The sequence below is a fragment of the Frigoribacterium sp. Leaf186 genome (genome assembly GCF_001423905.1).
GTDB lineage: Bacteria > Actinomycetota > Actinomycetes > Actinomycetales > Microbacteriaceae > Frigoribacterium.
In genome coordinates this window covers 392896-406188 of record NZ_LMPQ01000012.1, presented here as the reverse complement: position 1 = coordinate 406188, position 13293 = coordinate 392896, and the positions used below count along the sequence as shown (strand labels likewise).

General features: G+C 72.5%; 13 protein-coding genes and 1 tRNA gene. 6 read left to right on the top strand and 8 right to left on the bottom strand.

The window, feature by feature from the left end; all coding sequences use genetic code 11:
* The 6 genes from ASG05_RS15010 to ASG05_RS14985 are packed head-to-tail and all read left to right on the top strand — an operon-like array spanning window position 1 to window position 6225.
* Window positions 1–852: an ABC transporter ATP-binding protein gene (locus tag ASG05_RS15010; RefSeq protein ID WP_082486852.1), complete on the top strand. Its 852-nt coding sequence runs from the start codon at window positions 1–3 to the stop codon at window positions 850–852.
* Window positions 845–1759: an ABC transporter permease gene (locus ASG05_RS15005; RefSeq protein ID WP_056262631.1), complete on the top strand. Its 915-nt coding sequence runs from the start codon at window positions 845–847 to the stop codon at window positions 1757–1759. Before ASG05_RS15010 ends, ASG05_RS15005 begins: the two co-directional genes overlap by 8 nt.
* Window positions 1759–2655: an ABC transporter permease gene (locus ASG05_RS15000; protein WP_056262628.1), complete on the top strand. Its 897-nt coding sequence runs from the start codon at window positions 1759–1761 to the stop codon at window positions 2653–2655. Before ASG05_RS15005 ends, ASG05_RS15000 begins: the two co-directional genes overlap by 1 nt.
* 11 nt (window positions 2656–2666) lie before the next feature.
* Complete coding sequence (locus tag ASG05_RS14995; protein ID WP_162240666.1) at window positions 2667–3686, top strand: nucleoside hydrolase; 1020 nt, start codon at window positions 2667–2669, stop codon at window positions 3684–3686.
* Complete coding sequence (gene add / locus ASG05_RS14990; RefSeq protein WP_200936899.1) at window positions 3683–4741, top strand: adenosine deaminase; 1059 nt, start codon at window positions 3683–3685, stop codon at window positions 4739–4741. The genes ASG05_RS14995 and add overlap by 4 nt, the downstream gene beginning before the upstream one ends.
* 8 nt (window positions 4742–4749) lie before the next feature.
* Window positions 4750–6225: an 8-oxoguanine deaminase gene (locus ASG05_RS14985; protein ID WP_082486878.1), complete on the top strand. Its 1476-nt coding sequence runs from the start codon at window positions 4750–4752 to the stop codon at window positions 6223–6225.
* Window positions 6226–6435: 210 nt separating this feature from the next.
* Here ASG05_RS14985 and ASG05_RS14980 read toward each other — a convergent pair.
* The 8 genes from ASG05_RS14980 to obgE form a co-directional block, all read right to left on the bottom strand.
* Window positions 6436–6511: transfer RNA gene (locus ASG05_RS14980), tRNA-Ala, on the bottom strand.
* A gap of 188 nt (window positions 6512–6699) precedes the next feature.
* Window positions 6700–7113: a ribosome silencing factor gene (rsfS, locus tag ASG05_RS14975; RefSeq protein ID WP_056262620.1), complete on the bottom strand. Its 414-nt coding sequence runs from the start codon at window positions 7111–7113 to the stop codon at window positions 6700–6702.
* Window positions 7114–7175: 62 nt separating this feature from the next.
* Window positions 7176–8456 carry a hypothetical protein gene (locus ASG05_RS14970; RefSeq protein WP_157490263.1) on the bottom strand — a complete coding sequence of 427 codons (1281 nt, stop codon included), beginning with the start codon at window positions 8454–8456 and terminating at the stop codon, window positions 7176–7178.
* Window positions 8453–9079, bottom strand: a complete 627-nt coding sequence (nadD, locus tag ASG05_RS14960) for a nicotinate-nucleotide adenylyltransferase (RefSeq protein ID WP_082486850.1) — start codon at window positions 9077–9079, stop codon at window positions 8453–8455. Before nadD ends, ASG05_RS14970 begins: the two co-directional genes overlap by 4 nt.
* 17 nt (window positions 9080–9096) lie before the next feature.
* Window positions 9097–9318 carry a hypothetical protein gene (locus ASG05_RS14955; protein WP_056262610.1) on the bottom strand — a complete coding sequence of 74 codons (222 nt, stop codon included), beginning with the start codon at window positions 9316–9318 and terminating at the stop codon, window positions 9097–9099.
* A 38-nt stretch (window positions 9319–9356) separates the two neighbouring features.
* The gene (locus ASG05_RS14950; RefSeq protein ID WP_056262607.1) at window positions 9357–10625 is read right to left on the bottom strand and encodes a glutamate-5-semialdehyde dehydrogenase; all 1269 of its coding nucleotides are present in this window, start codon (window positions 10623–10625) and stop codon (window positions 9357–9359) included.
* A gap of 79 nt (window positions 10626–10704) precedes the next feature.
* Entirely contained in the window at window positions 10705–11520 is an 816-nt protein-coding gene (proB, locus tag ASG05_RS14945; protein WP_056262602.1) for a glutamate 5-kinase, read from the bottom strand.
* On the bottom strand, window positions 11517–13067 hold the full coding sequence (gene obgE, locus ASG05_RS14940; RefSeq protein WP_056262599.1) for a GTPase ObgE: 1551 nt from the start codon (window positions 13065–13067) through the stop codon (window positions 11517–11519). Before obgE ends, proB begins: the two co-directional genes overlap by 4 nt.
* Window positions 13068–13293 lie beyond the last annotated feature (226 nt).

Here is a 13293-nt window from a genome sequence, read left to right as displayed (position 1 = left end):
ATGACGGACGGCACCACGACCGCGACGGCGGCGCTCACCACGGCGACGGGCGACCCCGCCGGTCGGCCCGAGCTCGCCACGGGCATCAACATCCAGGGGCTGACCAAGTCGTTCCAGCTCGGCCGGAAGAGCGTGCAGGCCCTGACGCAGATCGACCTGGGCACCAAGAAGGACTCGTTCCTCAGCCTGCTCGGCCCCTCGGGCTGCGGCAAGTCGACCATCCTGCGCATCCTCGCCGGGCTCGAGACGCCCACGTCGGGCAGCGTCGTCATCAACGGCAAGACCGCGGCCGAGGTGCAACGCGGCCACGAGACGGGCATCGCGTTCCAGGACTCGGCCCTGCTGCCCTGGCGCAGCGTCGAGAACAACATCCGGCTGCCGCTCGAGGTCGCCGGGCTCACTCCCCCGGCCGGCCTGATCGACGACCTGATCGACCTCGTCGGCCTGAAGGGCTTCGAGAAGGCCAAGCCGGCGCAGCTCTCGGGCGGCATGCGGCAGCGCGTCTCGATCGCGCGCTGCCTCGCCGTGCAGCCGACCATCATGCTGCTCGACGAACCGTTCGGCGCGCTCGACGACATGACGAGGCAGCGCATGAACGTCGAGCTGCTGCGCATCTGGGGCGAGAAGCCCGCCACCACGCTCATGGTGACGCACGGCATCGCCGAGGCCGTGTTCCTGTCCGACGTCGTCGCCGTGATGAGCGCCCGTCCGGGCCGCATCGCCGAGGTGGTCGAGATCGACCTGCCGAGGCCGCGCCTGCCCGAACTGACCCGCACGCCCGAGTTCCACGCCTACGTCGACCGCATCTCCGAGATCCTGTTCGGCTCGCACGGGGCGGCGGCCGATGACTGACCTGCACACGTCGCCGCGCGAGACCGCCGAGCGCGAGGTCGAGGCCGAGCTGGGCCAGAGCGTCGCGCTCCAGGCCGAGACCGCCCGCGGCAGCGAGCGCCGGTCGGTGCTCGGCTCGCTGGCGGCGGCCCCTCCGTGGGTCGGCGCCCTCGTCGGCATCGTGCTGATCGTCGCGATCTGGCAGGTCGTGGCCGTCACGCTGTTCTCGGTCACCGGCTCGGTGCCGCCTCCCGGCCAGGTGCTCGTCCAGCTCGTCACCGACCTGAGCGACCTGGTCTACTGGCGCGCCATCGGCGCGACGGCCGGCAGCGCGGCGTGGGGGTTCCTCTGGGGCAACCTGATCGCGTTCGCGTTGGCCTTCGCGGTGCTGCTCGTGCCGTGGTTCGAGGGGCTCTCGACCCAGCTCGCCGTGGTCTGCTCGTGCATCCCGCTGACCGCGATCGCGCCGATCGTCACGCTCATGTCGCCCGCCGGCGGCCGAACGACGTCGATCTTCCTGGCCGCGCTCAGCGTGATCTTCACCACCGTGATCGGCACGCTGCTCGGCCTGCGGGCCGCGAGCGAGACACAGCTCGACGTCATCACGGCCTACGGCGGCTCGCGCTGGACGCAGCTGGTCAAGGTCCGGCTGATCGCCGCCCTGCCCAGCATCCTCGCGGCGCTGAAGCTGGCGGCACCCGCGGCGTTCCTCGGCGCGGTCCTCGGCGAGTACTTCCTCATCGGCGTCGACCAGGGCCTCGGCATCCTGTTGCTCGCGGCGCAGGCCACGGCGGCGTCGGTCAAGCTCTGGGCGCTGGCCCTGATCTCGGGCGGCATCGCGGGGATCGCCTACTTCGTCATCGGGCGGATCAGCCGACTGGTCACGCCCTGGTCGGCGGGCGACAGCCGCGCCGGAGAGGGGTTCTGATGCCCACGACGATGCCCACGGGCACCGGCACCCGCGTGACCGCCCCGACGGTCTCGACCCGCGCCTCCTCGACGACGCGGTTCGTCCTGCGACGCATCGGCCGCACCGTGCTGACGATCGCCATCTCGGCGGTGATCCTCGGCATCCTCTGGAACCTCGCCATCGTCGTGCTGCAGGCCAACGCGTTCATCGCGAAGACCCCGGCCGACGTGTTCCGCTGGTTCTTCGTCGACTCCGAGCTCAGCCAGATCACGGCAGCCGAGAACCGCGTGCACATCGCCGGCCTGCTCGGGGTGACCCTCTGGCACGCCGCGATCGGCTTCGTCTTCGGCGTCGGCGGTTCGCTGGTCGTGGCGGTCGTCTTCACGCTGATCAGACCCGTCGAGTTCATGTTCATGCCGATCGCCATGCTGCTGCGCACGGTGCCGCTGCTCGCGATGGCCCCCGTGATCTACCTCGTGCTGGGCAACGGCATCGTCACCGCCGGCTTCATCGGCGGCGTGGTGGTGTTCTTCCCCCTGCTCGTCAACCTGACCCTCGGCTTCCGCTCGGTCAGCGCCCAGTCGGTCGACCTGATCCGGGTCTACGGCGGCAGCCGCTGGACGATCATGCGCAAGGTGGCTTTCCCGACGGCCCTGCCGTACTTCTTCGCCTCGATGCGCATCGCCGTGCCGGGAGCCATCACCGGCGCGATGCTCTACGAGTGGCTCTTCACCTACGAGGGCCTCGGCGCCGCGATCACGGCCGCCAAGTCGCAGTCGCAGTACGGCGAGATCTGGGCGATCGTCGTGCTCATCACGCTCGTGTCGATCGTGCTCTACACGATCACCACCTTCGTCGAGACGGCGGTGCTCGCGAAGTGGGGCCCGAACGCCGGCAAGGCGACCGCGTCGTGACGGGGCCCAGCGTGACGGGGCCCAGCGTGACGGGCCCCGGCGGGACGCGCCGCGTGCTGGTCGACACCGACACCGGCATCGACGACGCGCTCGCCCTGCTCTGGCTCTCCGCGCAGCCCGACGTCGAGATCGTCGGCATCACGGCCGTCTACGGCAACTGCGTCGTCGACGACGCCCTGCGGAACATCGGGCACGTCCTGGGCCTCGTCGGGCTCGACCACGTGCCGGTCGCCCGCGGCGCCGAGGGGCCGCTCGAGGCGGAGGCGCACATCGCGCACTACGTCCACGGTCACGACGGCCTCGGTGACGTCGTCGCCGACCGTCCCCTGCCCCGCGTGCTCCTCGACGCCACGGCGGCCGAACGGCTCGTCGAGGTGGCCCGGGCGTCACCGGGCGAGATCGACCTGCTCACCCTGGGGCCGCTGACGAACGTGGCCCTGGCGCTGCGAGCCGAACCGCGCCTCCTGACGCTGTTCCGGTCGGTGACGATCATGGGCGGCAGCGGACCGTTCCCCGAGCTGGGCCGGACGGACATGGTCGACGCCAACGTCCAGAACGACGGCCCGGCCGCGCGCGAGGTGTTCACCGCGCCGGCTGGCTCGCGCCTGATGGTCGGCGTCAACGCGACCTCGCAGGTGATCACCGACGAGTCCCACGTCGCCGCCCTGCGCGACTCGGGCACGCCGACCGGCACCTTCGCGGCCGACGTCCTCGCGACCTACCTCGACTTCTACCGCAACGCCTGGGGCCGCCGGGTCAGCCCCGTGCACGACGGCTTGGCCGCCGCCCTGATGGTGCACCCCGAGTGGATCGCCGAGAGCGTCACCGGCCCCGTCGGCGTGACCCACGACGGCTTCGCGACCCGCGGCCGGGTGCTGGTCACGCCCGACGGCGCCGCGACGGACTGGCGCCCCGACGGGTCGGCACCGGACGACGACCCCTCGACCCACACGACGGCGGTCACCGCCGTCCGCACCGACCTCTTCCTGCCGTCGTTCGTCGACGCCCTGATCCACGGAGCCCGCTCGTGACCACCACCTCCCCCGCCGACGCCACCCGCGCCTCCTCGGTGCCCTCCCCCGCGCCCGCCGACGCCGTGGCGCGCGACCGGCGCGACCTGCGCGCCCTGCCGAAGGGGCACCTCCACCTGCACATGGAGGCGGCGATCCGTCCGGACTCGCTCGCCGAGATGGCAGCGTCGTCGGGGGTCGTCGTGCCGATGCCGACCAGCTTCGGGGACTTCAGCGAGTTCAGCGCCACGTACCAGGGCATGCTCGTGGTCCTCGCCGAGAGCGACAACCTCTTCCGCCTGATCGACGAGGCGATCGAGGACTGCGCCCTCGAGGGCGTGGCCTACGTCGAGTTCGGGGCCAGCCCGCAGTTCTACGTCGCCACCTTCGGGTCGCTCGACGCATCGCTGCGGGCCATGCTCGCAGCCTGCGCCGAGAGCGGCGAGCGGTGGGGCGTCGAGGTCGGCCTGATGATCACGGTCGACCGCACCGAGAGCGTCGAGGCAGCGAACGAGCTGGCCCACCTGGCCGCCGCCTACGCCGACCGCGGCGTCGTCTCGCTCGGCCTCGCCAACGACGAGCGCGGCAACCCGGCGGCGCGCTACGAGGAAGCCTTCCGCGTCGCCAAGCACGCGGGGCTGCTCTCGACGCCGCACGCCGGCGAGCTCGCCGGGCCGGACCAGATCGAGGAGGCGCTGGACGTCCTCGGCGCCGACCGCGTGCTGCACGGCGTGACGGCCGTGCACAGCGAGACGCTGATGGCTCGCCTGGCCGCCGAGGGCGTCTGCCTCGACGTGTGCCTCACCTCGAACGTGCTGCTGTCGGTGATCCCGACGATCGAGGACCACCCGCTGAAGCGCCTGGTCGAGGCCGGCGTGCGGTGCTCGATCAACGCCGACGACCCGATCCTCTTCGGCCCCGGCGTCCTCGCCGAGTACGAGCTGGCCCGCACGACCCTCGGGCTCACCGACGCCCAGCTCGCCGCCTGCGCCCTGAGCTCGATCGAGTGCTCGGGGGCGAGCGACGAGCTCAAGGGCCGGGCCGCCGGCGAGATCGCGGCGTGGCTCGCGGCGTGACTCGCGACATGACTCGGGGCGTGACGGCACCGGGCCTGACCGGACCAGACCTGTCGGCCCCGGTGCGACGGCTCGTCGTCGAGGGTGCCCACGTCGCGACGGTCGACGCCCACGACACCGAGCACGCCGGCGGTCACGTCGTCGTCGACGGATCGCGCATCGTCGCCGTCGGGCCAGGGCCCGCCCCCGCATGGGCCACGGCCGGGCTGGCCCCACCCGGGTCGAGGCCGGGCTCGTGGTCGGCGACTCCGGATGCGGCGCCGATCCCGGTCGAGCGCGTCGACGGCCGCGGCCACCTGCTCACGCCGGGCCTGGTGAACACGCACCACCACCTCTACCAGTGGCTGACCCGCGGCATCGCGCAGGACTCCATCCTGTTCGACTGGCTGGTCGCGCTCTACCCGACCTGGGCGCGCATCGACGAGCCGCTCGTCGAGGCCGGGGCCGCTGCCGCGATCGCCGTGCTCGCCCGGTCGGGCTGCACGACCGTCGGCGACCACCACTACGTCTTCCCGGCCGGCTCCGGTGACCTGCTCGGCGGCATCGTCCGGGCGGCGACGACCGTGGGCGTCCGCCTGCACGCCACGCGGGGCTCGATGGACCTCGGCCGGTCGCAGGGCGGCCTGCCCCCGGACTTCGCCGTCGAGACGACGGACGCCGCGCTGCGCGCCAGCCAGGAGGCGGTGGCCCGGTTCCACGACCCGTCCGGCGACGCGCGGGTCCAGATCGCGATCGCGCCCTGCTCGCCGTTCTCGGTGACGCCCGACCTGCTGCGCGAGGCCGCGGTGCTCGGCCGGCAGCTCGGGGTCCGGCTGCACACCCACGGCTCGGAGACCGTCGAGGAGGACGCCTTCTGCCTCGAGCGCTTCGGCCGCACGCCGACCCAGTACCTCGAGGACCTCGGCTGGCTCGGCGACGACGTCTGGATGGCGCACTGCGTCCACCTCGACGAGCATGCGATCGGGCGCTTCGCCGCGACGGGGACGGGCGTGGCGCACTGCCCGTCGTCGAACGGACGCCTGGCCGCCGGCATCGCCCCGATCGCGTCACTGCTGGCGGCCGGGGCCCCCGTGGGCCTCGGGGTCGACGGTGCCGCCTCGAACGAGTCCGGCCAGCTCGGCACCGAGATCCGCCAGGCGGTGCTGTTCGGGCGGCTGCGCTCGGGCGCCGACGCGTTCTCGGTGCGGCAGGGCCTGCGCCTGGCGACGATCGGCGGCGCCCGCGTGCTCGGCCGGGACGCCGACCTCGGCTCGATCGAGGTGGGCAAGCTCGCCGACCTCGCCCTCTGGCGGGTCGACGGCGTCGAGTTCGCCGGCATCGCCGACCCGGTCGCCGCGCTGGGGCTGGCGTCCCTGCCGCCGCTGGCCCGGCTGTGGGTCGGCGGCGACTCCGTCGTCGCGGACGGCGAACTGGTGCACGCCGACCAGGGTCTGCTCGCCGAGGGTGCGGCGCGCGCGTCTGCAGAGCTGCGGGCCCGCGTCTGAAGCGACCCGCGCCTCCTGCGTCCGTTGGCGTGCGCCTTGCGTGCTCGGGCGGCCTGGCCTGGCCCGCCACGAAGTAAACACTCCGCCACGCAAACTCGTGGCGGGATGTTTACCTCGTGGCGGCGTGCGGCCGTCACCTGGGCAGGACGCCCGGCAACGACGAAGGCCCCTCACGAGGAGGGGCCTTCGGTGGTTCCAGTGAAACCGTTCTGGTGGATCTGAGGGGACTCGAACCCCTGACCCCCTGCATGCCATGCAGGTGCGCTACCAGCTGCGCCACAGACCCAGAACTGCTGCCTCTCGAGGTTTTCACCCCGTCGGAAGCAACTCGTCTACATTACTACATTTTTCGAGCCCGCAAGTCCACGGCCGCTCGAGCCGCCCGGCAGGCGATGCCGCCCACCCCGAGAGGTGAGCGGCATCTCGTGACGTCTCGCCGAGGCGGACGGCAAGCGCCGAGGAGGCGCGGGTCGGCTACGCCTCGGCCGGTGCGTCGACGGCCGCGTCGGTGGACGCGGCGGCCGACTCGGTCAGGACGTCGAGCGGGATCGTGGGGCAGTCGCTCCAGAGGCGCTCGAGTGCGTAGTACTGCCGGTCCTCGTCGTGGAAGACGTGGGCGACGACGTCACCGAAGTCGAGCAGCACCCAGCGACCCTCGGCGCGACCCTCGCGGCGGAGGGTCTTGACCCCGGCCTCGAGCATCTTGTCTTCGATCTCGCCGGCGATGGCGACCACGTTGCGTTCGCTGCGGCCCGTGGCCAGCAGAAAGACGTCGGTCAGGGGCAGGGGGCCGGAGACGTCGAGGGCGACGAGGTCGTCCGCCTGCTTGTCGTCGGCCGCGCGTGCGGCGATCTGCAGCAGCTCGATGGCACGAGGGGTGGCTGTCACGTGTTCCTTAGGGGGTAGGTGGTGATGCGGGCCGACCGGGGTCGGTTCGGGTGGGTCGGGCCTCAGCCCAGCACCCCGGTGGCGAAGCCACCGATGATCAAGCCGATGATACCGAGGCCCACCACGCCGCCCGAGATCCCGAGGATCAACGGCAGGTGGGTGCCCTTGGGCTGCGACGCGGCGAGCACGACCGCCCGGGTGGACGTGTGCGTGCTGATGGCCCGGCTGGCCCGCACGGGCTCGGCGTCGCTCGAGGCCTGCTCGGCGTCGCCCTGCTCGAGGATGCGGTCCATGTCGGAGTTGTCGATGCGGGCCTGCGAGCCCGTCGACGCCAAGCTGCGGGGCAGGTCGATCGACCCCGTGATGATGATCTCGCCGGTGGCGTTGAGGGCACCGGTCACGTCGGCGACCTGGGCGTCGGTGAGGATCAAGGCGTTCTGCTGCCCCGTGCTCGTGCCGAGCTGACGACCGGGGACGGACTGCGCGTCGGGCTCGTCGGACTGGGCCGACCAGTGGCCCGGCGGCACGACGGGCACGACGTCGGACGAGTCGTCACGACGGTCGTCCGTCACCGCATTCGACGCGCGCGGTGCCGACGTCGTCGGACGCGACGACGCAGGAGGCGCGCTCGGCGAGGACTGCGGCCCACGACCCTGCTCGTCGGACAGGGCGAAGGGGAACACGGTGGGCGTCGACGTCGGGGCGGGTGCCGAGGCGACCGGAGCGGCCGCGGGGGTCTGGCCCGTCCGACGCGGGCCGGGCGTCACGTCCGACGCGTCGTCGGCCGACGACGGCCGAGGGGCGGGGGCCGACGCCGGACGGGCATCCGCCGACGACGAACCGACCGGCGCCGACGTGGGCCGAGCCGCCGCCGGGGCGATCTCGTCGACCGTGTTCAGTGCGTCGGCCAGCGGTCGGCGGGGTTCGGGCGCAGGGGCCTGCAGCGGCACCGGTGACGCACCACGGCTCTGGTCGGCGTCGCGCAGCGCGCGCATCTGCCGGCGGGTGAGGCCGGTGCCGGGGTCGACGACCGAACCCGGGGCAGGCGGCGGCACGTCGGGTCGAGCCGCGGCCGAAGGGACGGGGGTGGGCAACGCGTCGTCGCTCGTCGACGCAGCCGCCGAGCGCGGAGCCGGCATCGGTTCGGGCGACGAGGTCGGCTCCGGCGTCGAGGTCGGTTCGGGCGTCGAACTCGGCTCGGGCGTCGGAGCCAGCTCGGGCGAGGACGCCGACGCGGGCACCACGGGCACGCCACCCGTGACGGACCGACCGGCCTCGCGGGCTCGCTCGAGGTCGCGGATCTGTCGCCGGGTGAGGGGCGGCTGACCGTCGGACGTGCTCATGAAACGCTCCGATACAGATGGTGCTTGGAGATGTACTGGACGACGCCGTCGGGGACCAAGTACCACACCGGAAAGTCTCGACCCACCCGGGCGCGGCAATCGGTCGACGAGATGGCCAGTGCGGGGACTTCGAGCAAGCTTACGTCGCTCTCGGGCAAACCGCTAACGCTGAGGTCGTGCCCCGGGCGCGAGACGGCGACGAAGTGGGCGAGGTCCCAGAGCTCTTGGACGTCCTTCCAGTCGAGGATCTGCGCGACGGCATCGGCCCCGGTGATGAAGAACAGCTCGGCCGTCGGACGCAGCCGGCGGATGTCACGCAGGGTGTCGATCGTGTAGGTCGGGCCCTCGCGGTCGACGTCGACGCGACTGACGGTGAAGGTCGGGTTCGACGCGGTCGCGATGACCGTCATGAGGTAGCGGTGCTCGGCTTCGCTGACCTCGGGCTTCATCCACGGTTGACCGGTCGGCACGAACACGACCTCGTCGAGGTGGAACGACTGCGCGACCTCGCTGGCCGCGACCAGGTGCCCGTGGTGGATCGGGTCGAACGTGCCGCCCATGATGCCGACGCGGGGTCGCCTGACCCCTTCGCCGTCGGGCACGGACGTGCCCGCAACGACCATCTCGGAGGCCTTCGCCGTCAGTGGTTCTCGGGGTGACCGAACTCGTCGATCGGGCCGTCGTGGTGGGCGAGCTTGCTGGCCTTGCGCACCGAGCGGTTCGCGACGTCACGGTAGCTGAACACGACGTAGCCGAGGGCCAGGAACGCGAGGGCGAAGACGCCGGCGATGACCGGGGCGGGTGCGATCAGCGGTGCGAGTTCTTCGTGGGCTTCGGCGAGCAGCAGCGAGGCGTCGAGCATGGGTTCTCCCGTTCAGGCGATGACGATCGTCGGTCAGTCTACCCGCGGACCTGCCCCCGGCCCCGCACGACCCATTTGCTGCTCGTCAGCTCGGCGAGCCCCATCGGGCCGCGGGCGTGCAGCTTCTGCGTCGAGATGCCGACCTCGGCCCCGAAGCCGAACTCGCCGCCGTCGGTGAAGCGGGTCGAGGCGTTCACCATGACCACGGCGCTGTCGACCTCGGCGAGGAACCTCTCGGCGGTCGCGAGGTCGTTGGTGACGATCGACTCGGTGTGGTGGGTCGACCACCGGGCGATGTGCTCCATCGCCTCGTCGACGTCCGCCACGACGCGCACGGCGAGGTCGAGGCCCATGTACTCGGTCGCCCAGTCGTCGTCGGTCGCGGGCACGCCGTCGGGGAACACCTCGAGGGTGCGCGCGTCGCCGTGGATCGTCACCCCGGAGGCGCGGAGGGCACCCAGCACCGGCGGCAGCAGGCGCTCGGCCGCGTCGCGGTGCACGAGCAGCGTCTCGAGGGCGTTGCACACGCTCGGCCGCTGCACCTTGGCGTTCTGCACGATGTCGACGGCCCAGGTCTCGTCGGCGCTGGCGTCGAGGAACACGTGCACGACGCCGGCCCCCGTCTCGATGACCGGCACCTTCGACTCGCGGACGACCGTGTCGATCAGCTCGGCGCTGCCGCGCGGGATCAGCACGTCGACGAGCCCCCTGGCCCGCATCAACTCGCCGGCGCCGTCGCGGCCGAACTCGTCGATGGTGACGACCGAGTCGGCGGGCAGGCCGACCGCGGCCAGCGCCTCGCGCATGACCTCGACCAGCACGCGGTTCGACTGCTGCGCCGCACTGCCGCCCCGCAGGACGGCGGCGTTGCCGCTCTTGAGGGCGAGCGCCGCGATGTCGACCGTCACGTTGGGCCGGGCCTCGTAGATCGCGCCGACCACGCCGAAGGGCACGCGGACCTGGTCGAGGCGCAGCCCGTTCGGCAGCACCTTGCCGCGCACCGACTCGCCCACCGGGTCGACGAGCGAGGCCACGAGCTCGGTGGCCGAGGCGAGCCCGGCCAGTCGGTCGGCGTCGAGCCGCAGGCGGTCCTGCAGCGAGGCACCGACGCCGTTCTCGCGGGCGTTCGCGAGGTCGAGCCCGTTGGCCTCGACGATGCGGTCGGCGTTCGCGACCAGGGCGGCGGCGATCGCCCGCAGCCCGTCGTCCTTGCGGTCGGCGGTCGCCGTCGCGAGCACGCGAGAGGCGGCCTTGGCCGCGGTCAACTTGTCGGTGAGCGACGGGGCCGGTGCGGCGATGAGCGACATGGACGAAGCCTATGCCGCCCCTCCCCCGTCCCGCGAGGGCCGCGGCCCCGCGGCACCCGCCGACCGCGGGAGGCGCGGGTCAGGCCGAGCGCTCGGCTGCGGACCCGGCGTCCGCCGTCTCGAAGAACGTGCCGACGTGTTCGCCGGCGAGGGCGCGGGCGACGTTGCCGGTGCTCGTCACCAGGACCGGGGTGCCCGCCTCGACCGCGAACCGGGCCGCCGCGACCTTCGTGCCCGCGCCTCCCGTGCCGACCCCGGCCGCACCCGCGGCGCCGAAGGTGACGCCGTCGAGGTCGTCACCGAAGGGCACGTCGACGATCTTCACGGCCCCGGGCTCGTGCGGCGGGCGGGTGTAGAGCGCGTCGACGTCGCTCAGCAGCACGAGCGCGTCGGCACCGATCAGCTGCGACACCAGGGCCGCCAGCCGGTCGTTGTCGCCGAACCGGATCTCGTGCGTGGCGACCGTGTCGTTCTCGTTGACGATCGGCAGGATGCGCAGGTCGAGCAGGCGCTCCATGGCACGCTGCGCGTTGCTGCGGTGCGTCGCGTTCTGCATGTCGCCGGCCGTCAGCAGCACCTGCCCCGCCACGATGTCGTAGCGGCGCAGGCTCTGCTGGTACCGGTAGATCAAGACGTTCTGCCCGACGGCGGCGGCCGCCTGCTGGGTCGCGAGGTCGGTCGGCCGTGCGTCGAGACGCAGGTGCGGCAGACCGGTGGCGATGGCACCGGACGACACGAGGACGACCTGGGCGCCGCGACCGTAGGCCGTGGCCAGGGCGTCGACCAGCGGCTCGATCTGGCCCGCGTTCTCGCCGCTGATCGACGACGAGCCGACCTTGACGACGATGCGGCGGGCCGTGGCGAGGCCGGCGCGGTCGACGACGCCCCCGGTCACGCCCGCTCGTCGCCTTCGGCCTCGTCGCCCTCTTTCACGAGGAACCCCTCGTCGTCGGTCCACAGGCCGGCGGCGCGCTCACGCTGCAGCTCGGCCCGGGCCTCGGCCTTGGCGTCCATGCGCTCGAAGTACTCCTCGCGACGCTGGTTGCGGGTCGGGCGGTCGTTCTGGATCAGACGCGGGTCGGTGCCCCGGGCACTCGTCATGAGCTCGGCCGTCGACGTCAGCGTGGGCTCCCAGTCGAAGACGATGCCGCCCTCCGGCCCGATGACGACCGTCGAACCGGCTTGCGCCCCGGCCTTGAACAACGCGTCCTCGACGCCGATGGCGTTGAGCCGGTCGGCGAGGTAGCCCACGGCTTCCTCGTTGTTGAAGTCGGTCTGCACGACCCAGCGCTCGGGCTTCTGGCCGAGGATGCGGTACACGTTGCCGTACGTGCCGCCCTCGACGCGGATGACGAAGGGCTTCTCGTTGACGGCACGCGGGCGCATGACGATGCGAGGAGGCGCGGGTCGCGCCGCGATCTCGGCCCGGCTGGCCTCGACGACCTCGGCCAGGGCGAACGACAGGTTGCGCAGCCCCTCGTGGCTGACGGCCGAGATCTCGAACACGCGGTAACCGCGGGCCTCGAGCTCGGGCGTGACGAAGTCGGCCAGCTCACGCCCGTCGGGCACGTCGACCTTGTTGAGGGCGACGAGCTGGGGACGCTCGAGCAGGGGCTTCTGCCCGTCGGGGACGGGGTAGGCCTCGAGTTCGCGCAGGATGACGTCGAGGTCGGTCAGCGGGTCGCGTCCGGGGTCGAGGGTCGCGCAGTCGAGCACGTGCAGCAGGGCCGAGCAGCGCTCGACGTGACGGAGGAACTCGAGCCCGAGCCCCTTGCCCTCGCTGGCGCCCTCGATCAGGCCGGGGACGTCGGCGACCGTGTACCGCGTGTCGCCCGACTCGACCACGCCGAGGTTGGGGTGCAGGGTCGTGAACGGGTAGTCGGCGATCTTCGGCTTGGCGGCCGAGAGGGCTGCGACCAGGCTCGACTTGCCGGCCGAGGGGTAGCCGACCAGGGCCACGTCGGCGACGACCTTGAGCTCGAGCAGCACGTCGCCGGCCCAGCCGGGCGTGCCCAGCAGCGCGAACCCGGGGGCCTTGCGCTTCGTCGACGAGAGGGCCGCGTTGCCGAGGCCGCCGATGCCGCCCTCGGCCGCGACGTAGCGCATGCCCGGCTCGACCATGTCGATCAGCTCGACGCCGTCGGCGGACTTGACGACCGTGCCGACGGGCACGACGAGCTCGAGGGTCTCACCGTTGGTGCCGGCCCGGTGGTCGCCCATGCCGAAGCCGCCGTTGTCGCTCGAGCGGTGCGGCGCGCGGTGGAACCCGAGCAGGGTCGTGACGCCGGTGTCGCTGACGATCACGACGTCGCCGCCGTGACCGCCGTTGCCGCCGTCGGGGCCGGCGAGCGGCTTGAACTTCTCGCGCTTGACCGACACGCAGCCGTTGCCGCCGTTGCCGGCGCGGAGGTGGAGGGTCACGTGGTCGACGAATGTGGCCATGGGGTGCTTGATCTCTTTGTCTGTGCGTGCCGGTGCGAGCTGCCCGGGTCAAACACGTCTGGGGCGAGCAGGATGCTCGCCCCAGACGGTGCGACCCTCGAGGGGCCGCCGATGCGGGTCGGGTGCCGACGCCGCGTGGTCGTGCTAGACCGTCGCGGTCGCGGCAGCGACGATGTTGACGACCTTGCGGCCGCCCTTGGCGCCGAACTGGACCGAGCCGGGGGCC